The organism is Peptoniphilus lacydonensis (assembly GCF_900106515.1).
Taxonomy (GTDB): domain Bacteria; phylum Bacillota; class Clostridia; order Tissierellales; family Peptoniphilaceae; genus Peptoniphilus_A; species Peptoniphilus_A lacydonensis.
Window position 1 is genome coordinate 1,130,321 of record NZ_FNWF01000003.1, and the last position, 18,906, is coordinate 1,149,226.

General features: G+C 24.7%; 18 protein-coding genes and 1 pseudogene. 17 read left to right on the forward strand and 2 right to left on the reverse strand.

The features are described from left to right. Positions 1 to 12: 12 nt before the first annotated feature. From BQ5450_RS09325 to BQ5450_RS07125, 15 genes are all read left to right on the forward strand, one after another. On the forward strand, positions 13 to 159 hold the full coding sequence (locus BQ5450_RS09325) for a hypothetical protein (RefSeq protein WP_234347002.1): 147 nt from the start codon (positions 13 to 15) through the stop codon (positions 157 to 159). 84 nt (positions 160 to 243) lie between these two features. Further along, positions 244 to 1,107, forward strand: coding sequence for a single-stranded DNA-binding protein (locus BQ5450_RS07060; RefSeq protein WP_071126412.1), 864 nt, complete (start codon positions 244 to 246; stop codon positions 1,105 to 1,107). Between the two features lie 312 nt (positions 1,108 to 1,419). After that, positions 1,420 to 2,967, forward strand: coding sequence for a sensor histidine kinase (locus tag BQ5450_RS07065; RefSeq protein ID WP_071126413.1), 1,548 nt, complete (start codon positions 1,420 to 1,422; stop codon positions 2,965 to 2,967). Further along, a complete protein-coding gene (locus BQ5450_RS07070) occupies positions 2,939 to 3,544 on the forward strand; it encodes a response regulator transcription factor (RefSeq protein ID WP_071126414.1) in 606 nt (201 codons plus the stop codon). Before BQ5450_RS07065 ends, BQ5450_RS07070 begins: the two co-directional genes overlap by 29 nt. 129 nt (positions 3,545 to 3,673) lie before the next feature. Beyond that, the gene (locus BQ5450_RS07075; RefSeq protein ID WP_071126415.1) at positions 3,674 to 3,856 is read left to right on the forward strand and encodes a hypothetical protein; all 183 of its coding nucleotides are present in this window, start codon (positions 3,674 to 3,676) and stop codon (positions 3,854 to 3,856) included. Further along, positions 3,843 to 6,032: a radical SAM peptide maturase, CXXX-repeat target family gene (locus BQ5450_RS07080; protein WP_071126416.1), complete on the forward strand. Its 2,190-nt coding sequence runs from the start codon at positions 3,843 to 3,845 to the stop codon at positions 6,030 to 6,032. The genes BQ5450_RS07075 and BQ5450_RS07080 overlap by 14 nt, the downstream gene beginning before the upstream one ends. A 1-nt stretch (position 6,033) precedes the next feature. Beyond that, positions 6,034 to 6,300 carry a CXXX repeat peptide modification system protein gene (locus BQ5450_RS07085; RefSeq protein WP_071126417.1) on the forward strand — a complete coding sequence of 89 codons (267 nt, stop codon included), beginning with the start codon at positions 6,034 to 6,036 and terminating at the stop codon, positions 6,298 to 6,300. Beyond that, entirely contained in the window at positions 6,293 to 7,930 is a 1,638-nt protein-coding gene (locus BQ5450_RS07090; protein WP_071126418.1) for an ABC transporter transmembrane domain-containing protein, read from the forward strand. Before BQ5450_RS07085 ends, BQ5450_RS07090 begins: the two co-directional genes overlap by 8 nt. A 424-nt stretch (positions 7,931 to 8,354) precedes the next feature. Continuing rightward, positions 8,355 to 9,608, forward strand: a complete 1,254-nt coding sequence (locus BQ5450_RS07095) for a radical SAM/SPASM domain-containing protein (protein ID WP_071126419.1) — start codon at positions 8,355 to 8,357, stop codon at positions 9,606 to 9,608. A 1-nt stretch (position 9,609) separates the two neighbouring features. Beyond that, a complete protein-coding gene (locus BQ5450_RS07100) occupies positions 9,610 to 10,614 on the forward strand; it encodes a radical SAM protein (protein WP_071126420.1) in 1,005 nt (334 codons plus the stop codon). Between the two features lie 42 nt (positions 10,615 to 10,656). Further along, entirely contained in the window at positions 10,657 to 10,851 is a 195-nt protein-coding gene (locus BQ5450_RS07105) for a hypothetical protein (RefSeq protein WP_071126421.1), read from the forward strand. 65 nt (positions 10,852 to 10,916) lie between these two features. Further along, positions 10,917 to 11,762 carry a S8/S53 family peptidase gene (locus tag BQ5450_RS07110; protein WP_071126422.1) on the forward strand — a complete coding sequence of 282 codons (846 nt, stop codon included), beginning with the start codon at positions 10,917 to 10,919 and terminating at the stop codon, positions 11,760 to 11,762. Then, positions 11,740 to 12,426 (forward strand): ABC transporter ATP-binding protein, encoded by a 687-nt coding sequence (locus BQ5450_RS07115; RefSeq protein ID WP_071126423.1) that lies wholly within the window; start codon positions 11,740 to 11,742, stop codon positions 12,424 to 12,426. The genes BQ5450_RS07110 and BQ5450_RS07115 overlap by 23 nt, the downstream gene beginning before the upstream one ends. Beyond that, complete coding sequence (locus BQ5450_RS07120) at positions 12,395 to 14,752, forward strand: FtsX-like permease family protein (RefSeq protein WP_071126424.1); 2,358 nt, start codon at positions 12,395 to 12,397, stop codon at positions 14,750 to 14,752. Before BQ5450_RS07115 ends, BQ5450_RS07120 begins: the two co-directional genes overlap by 32 nt. A 3-nt stretch (positions 14,753 to 14,755) precedes the next feature. Next, complete coding sequence (locus BQ5450_RS07125; RefSeq protein ID WP_071126425.1) at positions 14,756 to 16,390, forward strand: ABC transporter ATP-binding protein; 1,635 nt, start codon at positions 14,756 to 14,758, stop codon at positions 16,388 to 16,390. A gap of 119 nt (positions 16,391 to 16,509) precedes the next feature. Here BQ5450_RS07125 and BQ5450_RS07130 read toward each other — a convergent pair. Next, a pseudogene (locus BQ5450_RS07130) lies at positions 16,510 to 17,379 on the reverse strand (IS256 family transposase). Positions 17,380 to 17,720: 341 nt separating this feature from the next. Between BQ5450_RS07130 and BQ5450_RS09330 the strand changes: the two are divergent. Beyond that, complete coding sequence (locus tag BQ5450_RS09330; RefSeq protein ID WP_234347004.1) at positions 17,721 to 17,984, forward strand: ATP-binding cassette domain-containing protein; 264 nt, start codon at positions 17,721 to 17,723, stop codon at positions 17,982 to 17,984. Positions 17,985 to 18,064: 80 nt separating this feature from the next. Continuing rightward, complete coding sequence (locus tag BQ5450_RS07140) at positions 18,065 to 18,634, forward strand: phospholipase A2 family protein (RefSeq protein WP_071126427.1); 570 nt, start codon at positions 18,065 to 18,067, stop codon at positions 18,632 to 18,634. Here BQ5450_RS07140 and BQ5450_RS09475 read toward each other — a convergent pair. Continuing rightward, the gene (locus BQ5450_RS09475) at positions 18,606 to 18,872 is read right to left on the reverse strand and encodes a hypothetical protein (protein ID WP_199820675.1); all 267 of its coding nucleotides are present in this window, start codon (positions 18,870 to 18,872) and stop codon (positions 18,606 to 18,608) included. The genes BQ5450_RS07140 and BQ5450_RS09475 overlap by 29 nt on opposite strands. Positions 18,873 to 18,906: the final 34 nt, after the last annotated feature.

The following is an 18,906-nucleotide window of genomic DNA, read 5'->3' on the forward strand; positions in this document are numbered from 1 at the left end:
GAGGAAGAGAATATGAAATTTGATAAAGATGGATTTAATGAATTTATACAAGACGAGTTTTCTTTTGATGGAGCAACTCAAAGAATAATTAATAACTTAGTGGAGTATGGAATCAAAAATTTAGGAGATTCAGAGGATAAATTAGTAGACTTTATTTAAACTATAATTAATGATCCGACAGTTGAAGAAATAAAACAATTTGTAATTAATGAAGAAAAAGAAGAATTAATAGGAGGAATATTAATGGATGTACGAAAGGGAAATGTAATTAATACAGAATTTGGAGAAACAATTGTACTTGATGTGAAAGATAATCAAGCTACACTATTTGATGGTAATCAATTTATTTTGGCTACAGGAATTAAGTTAAACAAGAAAAGCGAAAAGTATGAATGGGAATCAGTAAGGTATGCAAGTGATGTAAAAACTATAGCAAATATGCAAAACACTGATTTTAAAAGTATGAAAAATACAATAGACTTTCTAGCTGAATATAATCATAAAGAATTTGTAAAAGGGATCGTATCTCTTGAAACAGGAGTGTTAAATGAAGAGGTTCTTAATGCTGCCTATGATAATTATATGAGTGATTCAGTAATGGGACTTATTGATGAAAAGTTTATGGATTATATAGATGAGCAAAGATTAGCAGAAAATTTAGAAATTAATCGAGAACAAGTAGATAAAGAAAGCAAGGATATATTAAACATAGATGGAAATTTAGCTAGTGATATAGAGATCAAAGATTTAAAAGCAAAAGATGGAAGAAGTTTTAAAGTTGCTTTCTTTTCTATAGCAGAAAATGACAAAGAAGGAAATGTAAAGTTTACTGATTGTTATGCATATGATGATAAAATTAGTCAAGTAGGTAATATGAAGAAAGGTGACTTTGTACACTTATTTGGTAAGGGAAAAACCAACATAGGAAAGAATGGAAAAGAATATAGGAGTATAAAGATATATTCTGCCAAGTTGCTAAAAGCAAAAGAACAAATAAAAACTCAAAATAAAGATAAAAAGTCTATATTTGGGCAAATAAATAGATTTAAAAGTAATGATAATAAAAAGGCTCATAAAATTGAACATAGAAAAGATGCAGAGAGATAAATATTGGCGGTCTTCGGACTGCCCTTATTTTTTGTTGAATAAACAATGATTATTCAAGTAGTAGTTGAATATTTACAAATATATGTTTAATACACAAAAGTTAGCTGAGATTTATTATTGATAAGGTTACAATAAATAAAAGAGTTAAGAATAACTAGAAAGCAGTAGGTAGAATAACAGATACTAAAATAACTAATTTATACTGAGATATAGTATATAATAATATTAGAAGAATATTGATATAAAATCATGTATCGTCTATATCATAGAGTTACGATTATTTGTGTTTATCAACATTTATAAGGGAAAATTATGAAAAGAAAAGATTTAATTTTGATTGCTCATATTATATTACAAATTGTTTTGTTCATACCTATAATTCCTTTTATAAAGTATTATCAACGAAAAGATATAGGAATTATAATAATAATTTTGCTGAGTATTGTAAATTTTATTTCGTATGTTATTACAATATTAAATTCTGATAAAAAATTCATTTTAAAGCATAGTATTCTAATTATTCTATTTATAATATTTATATGTATAGAAGATACAATACTAATTAATTTACAAACAGGAAAACACATAGAATTAGTCATATATAGCTTATTATTGTTAGAAAATTTAGCCTTGATATATTCAACGTATAAGTTAAGCATCAAAAAACTAATTATAACTATTATTATTTTTATGTCAGCTTTAACAATAAATTATAATTATTCATTATCCAATTTTATATATAAATATGTAGTTATTCTTTTATTAATGAGTCCTAGTATTTCTTATATATTAGATAGAAAAATAAGACATAATAATAGAAGGGTAATTTTATATTTACAAATATGTTTTATTATTTCTTTTTGTATTTATAAAAAAATCAATAGTATTGATATTGTTTCAATTAGTGAGTACCTACTATTATCAATTATATCAATGGAGTCGGCCTTACTGTATAAAATTATGATTACGGATGTAAGAAAAGGATTAGCATTATTTATCAAAGCCATGAGGAACCTATTTTTAGGTTATATTGTGTTATTTGTAATGCTATATTTAGTGGGTATTTCTGTAGTAGATATTACTTTATTATCTTTTTACTTTTTTATATATTTAGCAGAATTTAGAAGTTATAAGGAGTATAAGAAACATCAAAGTGTTACTTTTGATGAATTATTAGATAGTTATTATGTTGAAATATATAGAAACAGAGAAATTGAAAGACTTAATATTTTAAAAATTCAGACATTTTTACATGATGATATACTTCAAATCATAATAGCTATACGTAGATGGATTGAAGATAATTTGTCAGGTTCAGATAAAAATTATATATTACAGAATTTAGATAAATTGAATGATTTAATTCGACATGAAATTGATTCATTTAATCCTAAGATTAAAGAGTACAGTTCTTTGTACGATGCATATAATAAACTTATATCAGATTTAGAAGATATGTATTTAAGTAAACAGATGCTTATTGAATTTGAATGTAAAAAAGATATTGAACTTTCATCACCTTATGATGAGCTAGTATATAAATGTATTAATGAGTTATTAATAAATGCGTTTAAGCATTCTAAAGGTTACAACACTAATATTAGTCTAAAAGTGGAAAAAAATATAATTTATTTAACAGTTACAAACGTTGGAGATTATATAAAAGATAAAGATAAAATTAAAGAAGGCAATATAGGATTAAATATTCTAAGGCTGAATTTAAAACAATACAGCGGGGTATTTGAATATGAAATATTTAAAAATAATGAAGAATTAGAAGAATCGTATGTGCAATTTAAAATAAAAATTCCATTAGATAGGAGAGTTATAAATGAAAATTTTGTTAATAGAAGATCATAAAATGGTAGCTACTTCTTTAAAAATGAGTTTAGAAACAGAACAATCTATTTCTGTAGATGTAATAGACTGTATTGAAAAACTTAATACAGATAAATCAATTCTTAGTTACGACTTATTACTTATAGATATTAACTTAACGGGTATTGAAGGAACAGTAAATGGATTAGATTTAGCTGAAAGATTGATAGAAGATTATAGAGATATAAAAATTGTTATTCTAACTGCATATAAATTAGAATTCTATATAAAACGAGCTAAAGAAATAGGATGTAGAGGATTTATTTCTAAAGAAGAGGATACTAAAAAGTTAATACAATATATTAAAAGTATTGTAGAAGAAGATAAAATAATATTTCCTGAAGAAAATTATATGTTAGAATCGTTGACAAAATATGAATTAAGAATAGTGAGATTGTATTCAAATGGTATGTCTAGGAAAGAACTAGCTAAAGAACTTAATACAAATGTTAGAAGTTTAGCGGTATCTTTATCTAGAATATATCAAAAATTAAATGTTAGAAATTATCAAGAAATGATAGACAAGGTAAGAGAACTAGGTTATGTAGATTCATTTTAATAGATGAGCATTAGGATTTAAAAATTCTAATGCTTTTTTTATTCACAAAAGTTAGCTGAAACTGAAATTAAAAAAATATAAAATTAAAGAAAAAGTATAGAATTAATAATATTTAGAGGTGATAAAGTGATGAATTATTCAAGTAAACTAAAAAACAATATGGTAGGAAGAGAAATTACTCCTTTTAACGTGTGTAAATTATCGTGTACTAATACTTGTAGGTATAGTTGTACAGCAAAGAATGCTGCTAAACACCCAAAATATTCACATAGTACATTTAATAATAATTTAAATAAAGATGATAAAAAATAATACAACTTACAAACTTGGAAAAGAATTTGATATTTGGAAAGAAGGTACTGCTCAAACATTAACGTTTATTGTAACTGAAGATTGTAATTTAAGATGCAGTTATTGTTATATTACACATAAATCTTCAAATAAGAAAATGTCATTTGATGTAGCTAAGAAATTTATTGATTATGTACTATCAGAAGAAATAATAAGACCCAAAGGAGTTATATTAGATTTTATAGGTGGAGAACCACTACTTGAAATAAAACTAATAGATCAAATATGTGATTATTTTAAATTAAAGACATATCTATTAAGTGATGAATGGTTTTGGGATTATAGAATTAATATAACGACAAATGGAATTAATTATGCTAGTAAAGAGATACAGGATTTTATAAAGAAAAATCAAGGAAAACTCGAAATTGCAATTACGTTAGACGGGACTAAAGAAAAACATGATATGCACAGGGTTTTTCCAAATGGAAAAGGTTCTTATGATGAAATAATAAAAAACATAGAATTGTACAAAAATCAATTTCAAGCTTCGACCAAAGTAACATTTGCAAGCAAAGATTTGAAATATTTAAAAGATAGCATTATTCATTTATGGGAATTAGGAATATCTGATGTAGCAGCAAATGTAGTTTTTGAAGATGTTTGGCAAGATGGAGATGAAAAAACTTTTGAAGACCAGTTAATTGAATTGGCAGACTATATCCTAGAAAATAGACTATTTGATAAATATTCTTGTACTTTGTTTGATGAATCTATAGGTTTTCCAAATAGTAAAGAAATATTAGAAACAGCTTCATGTGGAGCTGGCAAGATGATAGCAGTTGGTCCTGATGGTTCATTGTATCCATGTATGAGATATAAAGATTATTCACTTAACAATAAAAAGGAAATTGCAATTGGTGATGTAGAAAATGGTATAGATTTTGATAAAATAAGACCTTATTATCTGATAAATACGAAGCTTCAATCTGATGAGGAGTGTCTTAACTGCAGGATTGCAAGCGGATGCACTTCATGTTTTGGTCATAATTATGATTCTGCAGATAGTAACACAAATTTTCAAAAGGCAAAGTATATTTGTAAAATGCATAAAGCAAGAGTAAGAGCAAATAACTACTACTTTGCAGAACTACATAATAGGTATGGAATTGAAAGAGAGATTAATAACGAAGAAAGAGATAAACTGTATTTTTTGTTGTCTAATTCGATTGTAAAAACTTGTGCTAGTAGTGAAAATAGAAGTGATTCTTCTATTATGTCTAATGAAACTATAAAACAAGGGTTAGAATATGCTAAAAATAATTTTCTAAGACCAGTATTCATACATAGTAATTATGGACTCAATTTAAATTTCAAAGAGATAGACTTAAAAGGATATAATATTTTTCACTATTGCTCAATAAGAAATCAAGATAGTATAAGAAAAATAACTAATAACTATATCCTTACAATTGAATATCCTGATGATGAAGAGTTTATAAGAAATATGAAATTAGAAGAAAATATAATACTAAATATATCATCTAAATGTTTAAGTGATATGGAGACTTTTATAACAAAATTATTCAATAAGACTAACAGGATTAATCTAAATATATTAGATATTGATAAACAATTCAATTATAACCTATATGAAAAACAACTAATGAATATTTCTGATTATATTTATTACGAATATTCGAATAAAGGAATAATTAAAGAACTAAATGTAATAACTGATGAAATGTTTATGGAAGAAAAAGAATTATGTGATAGTGGATTGAATTCTTATACCCTTGCTAGCAACGAAAAGTTTTATGTTTGTCCAGAATTTTACTTTAATTTTCCTTTGGATTATATAGGAAGCTTAGAAGATGGAATAAAAGAGAAATACAATAGACATTTATACTCAGAAAAATATTCTCCACTTTGCAATAAATGCAGTGTTTGTCATTGTAATTCTTGTAGTTTTGAAAATTATATAAATACAAATGAAATTAATATACCTTCTAAGAATTCATGTGTAAAATCTAGTATTGAATATAGAGTATCTTATGAATTACAGAAAAAATTATCAAAGTTAATGGACTTTGATAGACATATAAAACCACTAAATTATTTAGATCCATTTGTTGATGTTTTAGAAAAAAATCCTGTAAATGGAATTTTAAACAAAAAATACTTGGAGGATAGCTAAGTTGAAAGAAGTTGGAACATTAACACAGGAAGAATGTAGTAATATAGAAGAGCTTCTTGAAAAGAAAATAGCATTAGAAAACCTGTTGAATATTTTATCTGAAAGTCAAGAAATTTATAAAAAAGTAGATAGAGATTATAAAAACATAGTAGAAGAATATGAAAAATGGTGGAGAGATACATCCGATAAATATATTTGGGAAAGTACTGAAAATTCTTTTTGGTCAATTGATTTTAAATCTAGGAAAGTATATTTAGTAGATGAATAATATGTTTGATTGGCGTGAACACAAAAAAATAATTGATAAATTTATATTACCACAGAAAAAGAAAATTATATATTTAATAATAATCATACTATTAGGAATAATTGCAAGTATGGCGATTCCTTATATATTTGGGAAAATTATTGATTTAATAGTAATAAAAGATTTGCAATTAGTTTCAAAGTTTATTCTTATAAGTCTATTTTTAAATATATTTCAAAGTTTAAGCGGTATTTTAGAGGAATGGATAGGCAATATATTATCAGTGGATTGTTCGAACAGTATAAAAGAAGCAATGTTTTCTAAAATATTAGATACAAGATATGAATTTTTAAATTCGTATGGAGAAGGAGAACTTGTAAGTAGAGTAGAAAATACAGGTGATAAAATAGTCAGTTTCTATATAGATTTTTTTTCAAGCATTATAATGATTTTGTTTAGTATCATTATATCTGCCTATATTATGATTAGGATATCATTAAAATTATTTGTAATTGCGATTATATTACTTCCATTGACTTACGGAATTAACTACATATTTAAAAGTACTATTATTAGTAAACAAAGAGACTATATAGCAAAATTAGATGTATATTCTGATTATCTAATAGATACGATTTCAAACTTAACTGGAATAAAACTAAATAATCTGGAAAAAACATTTAAAGAAAATTATAAAGAAAAGCTTCAGGATTTAAAAAATGTATCTATGTCGAATTTGAAGATAAAGATGACTGTAACGAGTTTACAAGATTTGATAACCATTATTTTAAGTTCTCTAATATTATTCATTTCAGCAAAATTAATAATATTAGGAAATTTGACATTGGGAAACATAGTTGCCTTTAGTAGTTATATGGAAAAGTTACATTCGTCAATTAAAAAAATTGGTGATTTAAACTTATCTTTTAATGAAGTTATTGTAGATTTAGAACGATATAGGAAAATTATGGATCATGACAATGAAAAGAAAATTGATGGAAAGAAATTATCAAAAGTAACTAGTCTTAAATTTAAAAATGTTTCGTTCAAATATGATGATGAATATATATTGAAAGATTTTTCATTTGAAATATCGAAACCTGGATTATATGGAATAGTTGGAGAAAACGGATCAGGTAAAACAACAATTTTTAATCTAATTAGTAAACTTTATACCGATTATGAAGGTGAAATCTTAATAAATGACATCGAAATAAGTGATATTAGAGATGAAGATTTAAGAGATGAAGTCTTATTTATAGAAAGCAAACCATTTATATTATGTGAAAATCTGAATTCCAATATCACATTATTCGGAAAAAATGAAATTGATGAATTATTTTTAGATAAAATAATTAGATTTCTAGAATTAGAGAAAATAAAAACGCATAAGACTAAAAACTTAGAAGACACTTTATCAAAAGGAGAACAACAAAAAGTTCAGCTGACTAGGATGATGATTGGGCAACATTCTTTGATTTTATTGGATGAAGTATTATCTGGATTTGATCAAGAAATGAAGAAAAAAGCAATTTCTAAGATAAAAGAAAAAAGTAAAAATAGTATTCTAATAATAATCTCTCATGACTATGAAATACAAAAAACATGTGATGATATATTTTTAATGGCAGATAAAAAAGAAAATTATTAAAAATTATGTTTTTAGAAAGTTTAGGAATATAAAAAAGTAAAAGTATTCACAAAAGTTAGCTGATTTTTAAATGTATTTAGATTAAACTGAAATTAAGAAAATAATAATAAGAAAATAATAAACAGTAAGTGGAGCTTGAGGATATTATTCAACAAGTGCAAATTAAAACTACTAGCATGCAAACACAAAGTTGCTGAATTCTCGTAAGCGTATTTGAAATTTTGAGTATTTACTAAGACATTATATTATTGATTTTAAAAAATATCTGAATATTAATAAGTATGAATTAGCTGAAAGTATTGGAATAACATAGAAAATATGAAAAACGAATAGCTATAAAAATATTTTTAAGGTTATATTAAAGTAAGATTAAAATTTAATAAATATAGTTATTGGTACGAGAATAAGAAAGTGGGTTATTGTTATGAAGATAAGATGGAATGATTTAGTTGCTCATAAAAACTATAAAGAGTATATAATTTTATTTTATAATTCTGAGATAAACAAAAAGATTAATAAAGATGAATACAAAGTAATAGATTTTTTATCAAAGAATAATATAGATGTATCTTTAGAAAATAGCGATTATCTTGATTTGTTTTCTAATTATGAGGATGCAAAGTATATATATAATTATATAAAAATTTTTATAAATCAAGGAATACTAAAAGTTTATGAATCTATTAATAAAAAAAATGAAGAAAAGAATAAAATAACTACACTTTGTATTATACTTACTAATAAATGTAATTTAAGATGTAGGCATTGTTGCCAAGATGCTGGATACACTAAGTATGTTGAATATAGTAAGAGAGAGTGGGAAAAAGTTATAGATTTACTGTTTTCATATTTTGATTTTGATAATATTATGATATCTGGAGGGGAACCGCTAATTGTTGATTATATGTTTGATATAGTATCATATATTGAACATAAGAAAAAGTCTATGAAGTTTACACTCATGACTAATGGATTATTAATAGATAAAAATAATATAAGATTATTAAAAAAATATTTTAATCATATTAGCATTAGTCTAGATGGTATTGATTCATATACTACAAAAATTATTAGAAAAGAAGATTTATTTATAAAAATATTGGATAAATTATATTTTTTGAAAAATGAGGGATTCTTAGATATATCAGTATCAGCAGTTCTTCCTAAATCTGATCAAATTGAAAATGCATTTGAATTATTATGTAAGGAGTTAGATGTTTTCCCAATGATTAGAGATTTATCTTTAACAGGTAGATGTGGTTCAAATATTTACTTCATAGATAAAAACTATAAAAAGTATATCAAAGATAATGGCTTTAACGAATATTGTGATTATGAAAGGGAGGATTTAAATAATTTAAGAAGATGTGGAGCAGGAAAAGAAATTATAACGATTACTCCAGATGGCTCCATTTTTCCTTGTAATATCCTTCAAAATGAATCTTTCAAAATAGGAAATGTAAAAGATGAAAATATATATGAGAAAATAACAAAATATAATATAAGAAATAAAATGAAAGAAAATTTAGATATTAAATGTAATAATTGTGAATATATAGATTTTTGCTGGAGTTGTTATTCTAAATGTCTATCATATGAGGACAACGAAAAATTATTACATGATAGATGTATATTTAGGAAAGAAAGAATGAAAAAATGTATGGAAAGAATTTATTAATATGATTATAAATCTATGGATAACTAAACAATGTAATTTAACATGTAAATATTGTTATGAAAAGCAACAGTTTAATAAATATAACGAGGTAGATAAGATAGATGACATCATTCTTTGGATGAAAAAGAATATAAATGATATTGAAAAAGTAATATTTCATGGCGGCGAACCGTTGTTAAAATTTTCGTATATAAAACAAATTGTTTCTGAACTAGTTGCAATAAAATCAAATATAATGTTTGGGATTACAACAAACGGAACAATATGGAATAATAATATAAGAGATTTTTTTATAGAATATAAGGATAATTTTAGTTCCGATATAACGGTTAGTATAGATGGTGATAAAGAAACTCATGATTTAAACAGAATTTGCAATGGAAATGGAACGTTTAAAAAAGTTTTACGTACATCTGAAAACTTACTTAGAATTGACGGAAATATAAGAGCAAGGATGACTTTTACTCCGGATACTATATATAAGTTAAATGAAAATATTGCTTATTTATACAAAATTGGCTTTAGAACTATTTCATCATCATTTGATTTCACTGATTATCGCTGGAGTGAAGTTTATATAGAGGATGTTTTGAAAGAATACATAAAAATATATAATTATTGGAATGAGATGGCTGATGTAAATGTTGGAATAGTTGATGAAATAAATTGCAATAACAAGCTAAATAAATGTAATTGTGAATTTAACTTGTGCTTGGATGGAATTATTTATCCATGTACATTCATAGTAGGAAATAATAACTTTAAGATAGGAGATATCAATCGTGGAATTGATTATAAAATAATAAATGAAATAACCGATATCAGCTTTAAAACTAATGAAAAATGCAGAGATTGTTCTAATAAAGATTATTGTGACTCTAATCGTTGCAAATTAATGAATTATAGTACAAGTGGTAATTATTATGAACCGAACCAAAATATTTGTGCCTTTGAAAGTGTAAAAAATCTAGTTAGAAAGATGGTTATTAATAATTTATGTATATAACAAAAATATTTTTGTTATAAATATATTTAGGAGGAATGTTCTATGAAAGAAAAAATGAAATTTGGTGTAATTTCCAAGAAAGAGAATCTTGAATTAGTAGAGGCTCAAGCGTGTAAACCAGGGAAAGATTGTTTATCAGATTGTTCAAGAGAAATTTGGTCGGGTAATTCAAACAAGTATACTAATGGATGTAGTATTAGAGAGCATAAAGATGCGCACTGGTCAAGATGTCGCTGAAATTAATGAGGGCAAAGGCTTATTTTGCCCTCATTAATTTATATATTTAGAAAATAGGATAAAATATGTATTCGATATTTGTTGATAGTGGTATAAATACAGAATTCAAAGAGTTTAAAGAGAAAAAAATTATAAATGTTAATAAAAGTAGTGTAAAAGATTTAACAGGACATGGAACCTCTTGTATAAGTTGTTATACTAGATTTAGTGACAATGAAAAGTTAGGAATCATTAAAATTTTTAATGAAAATAATTATTGTGATGTAAATAGTTTCTACAACGCTCTTAAAAAATGCTTATATATTGATAATATCAATGGCATATGTTTGAGTTTGAGATTAGATATATCTGATTACTATATGAAAAAAAAATTTACTAGAGTAATTGAAAAAATCCTTCAAAAGAAAATAAAAATCGTGACACCTATTCCAAACGATTCTGATAGGGATAATTTTTTATTAACGATTGATGGAATTTATAAAACAAAATTTAAGTATAGTAATAAACTAAATATAAGACGTATAGGAGAAAATACTTATGTTTTTGAAGACGCATATAGATTATATCCAACAACAGATGGGGAGTATAAATTTTTTTGGGGTAATAGCATTTCTTCTCCAGCTATACTTGCATATTTAGAAAATAAGAATTCTATATTTCTAAAATCTAAAAGCAAAGTGTCAGAATTTTCAAGTAAAGAACTAAATGAAATTTACTATAAGTATTTTATTAATATTAATAAAAAGAAAATATATAAAAATGCTTTTTCATTTATTAAAGAAATTGAAAATAGGTTTAAACTGGATTTAAGTTATAATGAATTTACTCTAGAAGATTTTATGACATTTCAATCAATAGTAAAAAAATTAGAACGGTTAAGGAGGCAAAATGAATTTGCTAAAAATAAATAATATAAAGAAAAGTTACAATAAAGGATTATTAAATGAAGTTTTAGCATTAAATGGAATAAATTTAGAAATTGAAGATGAAGAATTTATATGTTTACTAGGTAGAAGCGGATCTGGTAAATCGACTCTTGTAAATATTATTAGTGGTCTTCTCAAACCTGATTCTGGAGAAGTAATTCTAAAAGGAAAAAATATCCTGAATTTATCGGATGTTGAACGAGCACTTTTGAGAAGAAAGGAAGTGGGACATGTGTTTCAAGATTATAAATTAATCACTGTACTCAATGTTGAACAGAATATTAAACTTCCCTGTATAGAAAAGGATGAGAAATATTTTGAATTTTTAGTTGAAAGCTTAGGACTGGAAGATAAATTAAATAGGTATCCTGATGAATTATCAGGAGGACAACAACAGAGAGTTGCAATCGCTAGAGCGTTAATAAATAAACCAGAACTAATATTAGCAGATGAACCTACTGGAAATCTTGATTCTACTACAGAAAAAGAAGTGATGCAATTACTCAGAAAAATGAATATTAAATTGGGAGTTACAATATTATTAATTACACATAATGATAAACTTGTTGAGTATGGAAATAGAGTTATTTATTTGAATGATGGAATGGTGATTAAGGATGAAAGATTTATTAATAGGGCATCTATTTAAAGATAAAAAGAAGACTTTACTTTATATTTTTATTATATCTATATCAATAGCTATATTTCTAAGTTCTACTGGATTTTTTAATGGACTGAAAAATAACCGCTTGGAATTATCAGAAGAAAAAAATGGCTCATATCATATTGAATTAAAAAATTTATCTACTAAACAGGTAAATAAATTAAAAGAAGATACGGCACTAAAAAAAATATACAATGAGTATATTCTTGGAGAATTTAATGATGATGGTGATGGCTTAATCTTATATAGAGAAAGAGGATATTCAAATGCAGAAAAACATTTAAATAACCTTTTGAAAGGTGAGTATCCGAAAAAGGGAAATGAAGTCTTAATAAATAAAGGCTATCTAAAAAGATTAAATATACGTATTGGTGATACGTTTACTGTTAATTATTATGTTAACAATGATAATACTAATACGATTAAAGAAGAAAAATCTAAATTTAAAGTTAGTGGAATAATAGATGACTTCTCAGCAGATACCAATATGAGTTTTATTTTAGTATCTGACGATTATGGAAAAACACACATTAATAATTTGAAAGTGAATTCTACTTTAATTGAACTGAAAGATTATAAAGATTATCAAAATTTCATATATAAGATTAAGAAAACATTTAACATATCAAAAGATGTGTATCTAAATAATGAATTAATTAATACATTGCGTGAAAATGAACAGTTAAATGACTATAGTACACTCATCAATATAATAATATTATTTATATTTTTTATTGTGTTGTATACTACCTTATTTGGATATTTAGACAATATTTTAGAAGATATTAAAAGTATTTTAGCAATAGGGTTTACAAAGGGATATGTTGTTAAATTTATCTTTTCTTTGATCTTTTTATTTTTATCGTTATCTATTGTTCCAGGATACTTAATTTATTATATAATAGCAATGTTATTTAAAATTTTGGGATTTGATTTTATTCAAACGGGACATATATTAAATCAATTTTTTTCTATTATAATATTTGAACTTTTATTAGCAGTACCGGCATTGTTCATATATTTAGTAAGGATATCAAAAGTTGACATTCTTGAGATTAAAAAATCTACTAGAAAAGAATCTGTTATAATAAATAAATTAAATGATATTTTTATAAATAGTAAAAAAGAATTTGGAATGAAAGAATATACTAGATCAAGAATAATTAGAAACTATAAAAAAAATATAGCAATAGTTATAATAACAGTTCTAAGCTTTGGTTTTCTATCTTATGTATCTAATATCTATAATCTTTTTGAAAAAGAAGATTATAGTTGGTATCATTACTATATTCCAAAAGACATTTTAATTGAGACTCAAGATTTAAATGAAGTTAATTATGGTGATGAAGATAAGGAAGTTCAATTTTTTACGAAAGACATAGCAGACCAAATAAAATCTTTAGAAAATATCAAAAACATTGAAAATCATTTAATTGTAGAAGATAATATGTTTTTACAGATGAATGATACCATGAAAGATTTCATAGAAAAAAATAATGATGAAATATACACAACCAATATTGTAGAAAAAAATAAAACAAAATATTTAAAACTTTCAACTATAATATTTGGATATGATTCTTATTTTAAAGATAGTAATATTGATAATCCAATTATTTTAACTGCAGATATCAGAGACAAGTTTAAGCTGAAGAAAGGTGAATCAATATTGATTTTGGATAATAATAACAATAGAAACGTTTCTTTTACCATTGTTGATTTCATTGACAAGGTACCCACACATTTATCCTACGAAACTACTACCTCAGCAATTGTCAAAAATGAAGATTTAATGAAGATAACAGGGATTAATGGATATAATAGATTTGATATTACAATGGAGGATAAAAATGATTTTATGATTGAACAAGAGCTAAGTAAAATTGGTAATATTTCTAAAATAGGAGAAACAAGGGTATTTGATAAAGAAATTGAAGGTTTAAAAGAAGAAAGTCATCGAGAACTACAATCACAATTAGTTGCTGTTTTTGCGATGCTTTTAATAACAATCTTAACAGTTGGAAATATAATTAATGAGAATATAATTAAAAGAAAATATGAAATTGAATTATTGCAAACCTTAGGAATTACGAAAAAAGAAATCAATCGTTCGCTTGTAGAAGAAAATATGTTTGTGGGAATAATATCATTTATTTTTGTTTTAGTTTTACAAATAATATTGTTTATTACATCAATGGAAGGTGGTAGTTTTAAGATAAAAATTTTGCGAGGATTACCAATTTTAGCAATTGAAATATCATTATTTTATATACTTACTAAATATGGAATCAAAAAAATTATCAAGGATTAAACTATGAGAGTTGTATTTAGAGGATTTCTTAAACCAATTAAAGATTTAAAAAAAAATAAATTTATAATTATATTAATGATTTCATTATCTTTAACAGTAACAATATTAAATGTATATTCTCCTATATTAGTTAAAAATATAATTGACTTAGGGATAATGCAGAAAAATATTGTAAATATGTATTTATATATTACATTGTTGCTAGTATCATCTATTGTAAGTGCTATTCTAGATTATATTATAAATATATTTAATAAAAAAATTTCGAATGATTATGTTATTTTAAAAAGAAAAGAAGTTCTCTACACATTAGATAATAGATATATTAAAGATATAGATAAAATCAGTATTGGAAAGATAATGAGACTTTTAAATAATGACATTCCACTTTTAGCAAATTTTCTAACTTATAATATATATTCAATTTTAAGTGATGTCATAACAGCAATATTTGCTATATTTGTCTTAATTTATATTGATTTTAGATTATTTATAGTTACAACACTATTACAAATAATATTAATATATTTTTCTAAATTAATAGATAAAAGGACGGGGAAGCTAGTATTATCGATAAATAATAATAGTGATTTCTTCAATTTAAAAATGTCAGATATACTTTCTAAAATCAATTATTTAATATTAACTAATTTTTATAAAAAACAAGCTAACAAATTAGGAGAAATTAGCAATGATATATTATATGAAGAGTATAAGTTAGAAAAATTGGAAGGAATCAATTATTCGATAAGTAGTATACTACAATCTTTTATAATGATAGTAATATACTTATACTGTGGAATAAAGATAATAAACAATTGTTTAACAATAGGAGAATTATTAATGTTTACAATGTATTCTAATAGATATATAAATCCTATAGCTAGGCTGATTCAAATGAAAGTTTCCTTAATTCAAGCATCGGAAAGTATCAGAAGAATATATAATTTTATTAATTTAGATGGAGAAAATAATTATAATCATAAAGAGAATAGTCTAGATGGTGATATTATTTTTTCTAATATAACATTTGCATATGATAGTTATAAAATTTTTGATAAAAGTAATTTTAAAGTTCTAAAAGGTCAAATTAATCTAATTAAGGGGAAAAGCGGGACTGGAAAAACGACGCTATTGAAAATTTTATTAGGAATATTAGAACTTGAATCAGGAAATATTTATATTAACAATGAAAATATTAAATCAATAGATGTTAAATATCTTAGAGATAATATTTCCTATGTATCTCAGAAAACAGAAATTTTTTATGATACATTAAGAAATAATATAAATATTGATGAAAATACGAACATAACAGATACAACTATAATAGAATCTTTAAAATCTGTTGGTTTAGGAGAAAGTATGATTGAAGACAAAACATTATTAGATGAAATTTTATTAAATGATGGAAAGAATATTTCAGGGGGAGAAGCTCAAAGACTTGCACTTTGCAGAGCAATAGTACAAGATAGGAAAATTATTATTTTGGATGAGGTTACAGCTAATTTAGATAAAAAAACAGAAGATGATATAGTTAGTTTAATTTATGATAATTTTAAAAACAAAACTGTAATTATCATTACGCATAGTGATGCATTTGATAAAATCGCACATAATATAATTAAATTAAGATAAATTTAATATTAAGTTGAATTTATAAAAAAGTTTATTGGTTGGTTATGAATGTATTTTTTGCTGTAGCTTTTATTAAGTCAAATCCATAGTATTATATAAAATTACTAGCACAATATTTATTATTTCATTCTAATATACAATTTAGAAGATAGATGTTAGCCAATCCTCATTGATATCAATGAGGATTGCACAAATTAGTCTAATAGCAGATTCTTCATTAGGAAATATCCTAATCACTTTTTCACGTCTTCTAACTTCTTCATTTAATCTTTCTAAGCAATTTGTTGCTCTAAGTCTGCTATGAATTATATCATTAGCTAAATATGCAAAGGAATCTTCAAATCCTTCGTCTAGGGTATTTAAACAGTTTTGATATTTTTTATCATCTTCGTATTTTATGAATATTTCTTCTTTCATTTTTCTTGCTAAGACCACATCCCGGATTTTAAATAGTGCCTTGATATCATTCCTAAATTCTTCAGTATTTTTCTTCGGGGCTTTTGATAGGATATTTCTCAAGAAATGTACCTGACATCTTTGCCATATTACATTTACGAATGTTTCTTTTATTGCTTTTACTATACCCTTGTGGGCATCTGATATTACCATTTTAAGTCCAGACAGTCCTCTAGATTTTAAATATTCAAAGAATTTTGACCATGAGTATTCACTTTCACTAGAACTTAAGTCTAAGCCTATTATTTCTCTATTTCCTTTTTCATTTTTTGGTATCTTTCAAAGACTTCTGTTGAGAATTTTCCATCTCTTGTTCTAGGTACTCTTAGAGTTAATGTTCCTATTTTAGTTGTATAGTCACGTTCATAGTAGCCATTACGATAGGTACTTATGTTAGAATCCCTTTGATAAGATTTATTTTCTAAGTATTCATCTCTTTCTTTTTCCATAAGCTCGTTAAATACTTTGGTTAGAATAGTTTTTGCCATATCGTTTTTAACTTTAGCATTGATTAAATTTTGAATATCTTCTATGCTTAATGTAAAGTGTAATTGGGTCGTTTGTTACTCCTAGTTTGGTTTTTGTGGTTAAAAACACTGTACTAGTTAAGGTTTCAAATGACCTTTTCTTTTTACACAATTATACGGGCTCTATCCTTCATTACAATACCAACTAATTTTATGGACAAAGCAATCAAATATATTATTACTGGATATGAATACATAAGTAATGAAGTCTTGTTTATTGAGAGCAAACCATTTAGATTACATTATTAGATAAAGAAAAGGTAGATGAACTATATTTATAAAAAATAATTAAAATCTTAGAACTAAGTAAAGTTGGAAAATATAATAAACCAAATATAAAAGATACATTGTCTAAAGGGGAGCAACAAAAAGTTCAGCTGACTAGGATGATGATTGGGCAACATTCTTTGATTTTATTGGACGAAGTATTATCTGGATTGTATCAAGAAATGAAGAAAAAAGCAATTTCTAAGATAAAAGAAAAAAGTAAAAATAGTATTCTAATAATAATCTCTCATGAAAATGAAATACAAGGAATATGTGATGAAATATTTTCAATGTCTAAAAATTATATAGCAAAGAGAATAAGAAATAATATTCACAAAAGTTAGCTGAAATAAACATCTAACTACTATAAGATTAAATTATAAATAAGGCAGTAAAAGTGTTAATAGCATAAAGGAGATATGTAATGAAAGAAAAATTAAAAAAAATATTTTTGGGATTAATTTTTGTATTGGCTATTTGTGTACTTATCTTACCTAATAATAATGTAGTTGCATCCCATGGAGAAAATCTGAGCTATAGCGATATTGAAAAAATAGGAGATGAAGTTAAGAAATACATCATTGTAGATGATGATAGACTATATTTTGATTATCAAAATGCACAAAATAATAACGAAAATCCAGAAGTTATAGAACAAGGCTTATTGTTAGAATCAGTTAGTTCAAATTATGCAGAATTTAATACAGAAGGTTACAGAACTCGCTCAATAGGGTTACCAATATGGGGGAACTATTGTGGTCCAGGTTATGGAGGGAAAGATTCCAATAAACCAGCTACTGATATACTAGATGAAGGATGCAAAAGACACGATCAATGCTACAAGTGGTCTTTAACACTTAGAAAGAATTGTAAGTGTAATAAAGATTTAGTAAATTATATTGATGAACATAAAAGCGAAATGTCAGGAACAATGGCTAAAGTAGCATGGGCAATTAGAACGTATTTTAATACTGTGGGGCAAGTTGGATGCTAAGAACTAATATAGGGAAATACACATTTGTACTCGGTATAATAGTGTTTGTTATTTCATATATTCTTCCTGTGAATTTATTAGATAAATTTACAGAATTAAAACCTTTAGGTATAAGCACGATTTTTATATGTCCTATACTTGGGATAATTGGCTTGATATCTTCCATAAAAAGAAAATCTATTTTATTTGCTTTTTTGAATTTGTTATTGCTATTATCTTTCCCAATTACTATGTTCATTGGAAATATACTTTTTAAGTAGTTGGTATAGAAA

What these genes read in the sequence shown, in the direction of transcription:
- BQ5450_RS09325 (WP_234347002.1), top strand. Translation starts at nt 13, where the DNA reads ATGAAATTTGATAAAGATGGATTTAATGAATTTATACAAGACGAGTTT.
- BQ5450_RS07060 (WP_071126412.1), top strand. Translation starts at nt 244, where the DNA reads ATGGATGTACGAAAGGGAAATGTAATTAATACAGAATTTGGAGAAACA.
- BQ5450_RS07065 (WP_071126413.1), top strand. Translation starts at nt 1,420, where the DNA reads ATGAAAAGAAAAGATTTAATTTTGATTGCTCATATTATATTACAAATT.
- BQ5450_RS07070 (WP_071126414.1), top strand. Translation starts at nt 2,939, where the DNA reads ATGAAAATTTTGTTAATAGAAGATCATAAAATGGTAGCTACTTCTTTA.
- BQ5450_RS07075 (WP_071126415.1), top strand. Translation starts at nt 3,674, where the DNA reads ATGAATTATTCAAGTAAACTAAAAAACAATATGGTAGGAAGAGAAATT.
- BQ5450_RS07080 (WP_071126416.1), top strand. Translation starts at nt 3,843, where the DNA reads ATGATAAAAAATAATACAACTTACAAACTTGGAAAAGAATTTGATATT.
- BQ5450_RS07090 (WP_071126418.1), top strand. Translation starts at nt 6,293, where the DNA reads ATGAATAATATGTTTGATTGGCGTGAACACAAAAAAATAATTGATAAA.
- BQ5450_RS07095 (WP_071126419.1), top strand. Translation starts at nt 8,355, where the DNA reads ATGAAGATAAGATGGAATGATTTAGTTGCTCATAAAAACTATAAAGAG.
- BQ5450_RS07100 (WP_071126420.1), top strand. Translation starts at nt 9,610, where the DNA reads ATGATTATAAATCTATGGATAACTAAACAATGTAATTTAACATGTAAA.
- BQ5450_RS07105 (WP_071126421.1), top strand. Translation starts at nt 10,657, where the DNA reads ATGAAAGAAAAAATGAAATTTGGTGTAATTTCCAAGAAAGAGAATCTT.
- BQ5450_RS07110 (WP_071126422.1), top strand. Translation starts at nt 10,917, where the DNA reads ATGTATTCGATATTTGTTGATAGTGGTATAAATACAGAATTCAAAGAG.
- BQ5450_RS07115 (WP_071126423.1), top strand. Translation starts at nt 11,740, where the DNA reads ATGAATTTGCTAAAAATAAATAATATAAAGAAAAGTTACAATAAAGGA.
- BQ5450_RS07120 (WP_071126424.1), top strand. Translation starts at nt 12,395, where the DNA reads ATGAAAGATTTATTAATAGGGCATCTATTTAAAGATAAAAAGAAGACT.
- BQ5450_RS07125 (WP_071126425.1), top strand. Translation starts at nt 14,756, where the DNA reads ATGAGAGTTGTATTTAGAGGATTTCTTAAACCAATTAAAGATTTAAAA.
- BQ5450_RS07140 (WP_071126427.1), top strand. Translation starts at nt 18,065, where the DNA reads ATGAAAGAAAAATTAAAAAAAATATTTTTGGGATTAATTTTTGTATTG.
- BQ5450_RS09475 (WP_199820675.1), bottom strand. Translation starts at nt 18,872, where the DNA reads ATGAACATAGTAATTGGGAAAGATAATAGCAATAACAAATTCAAAAAA.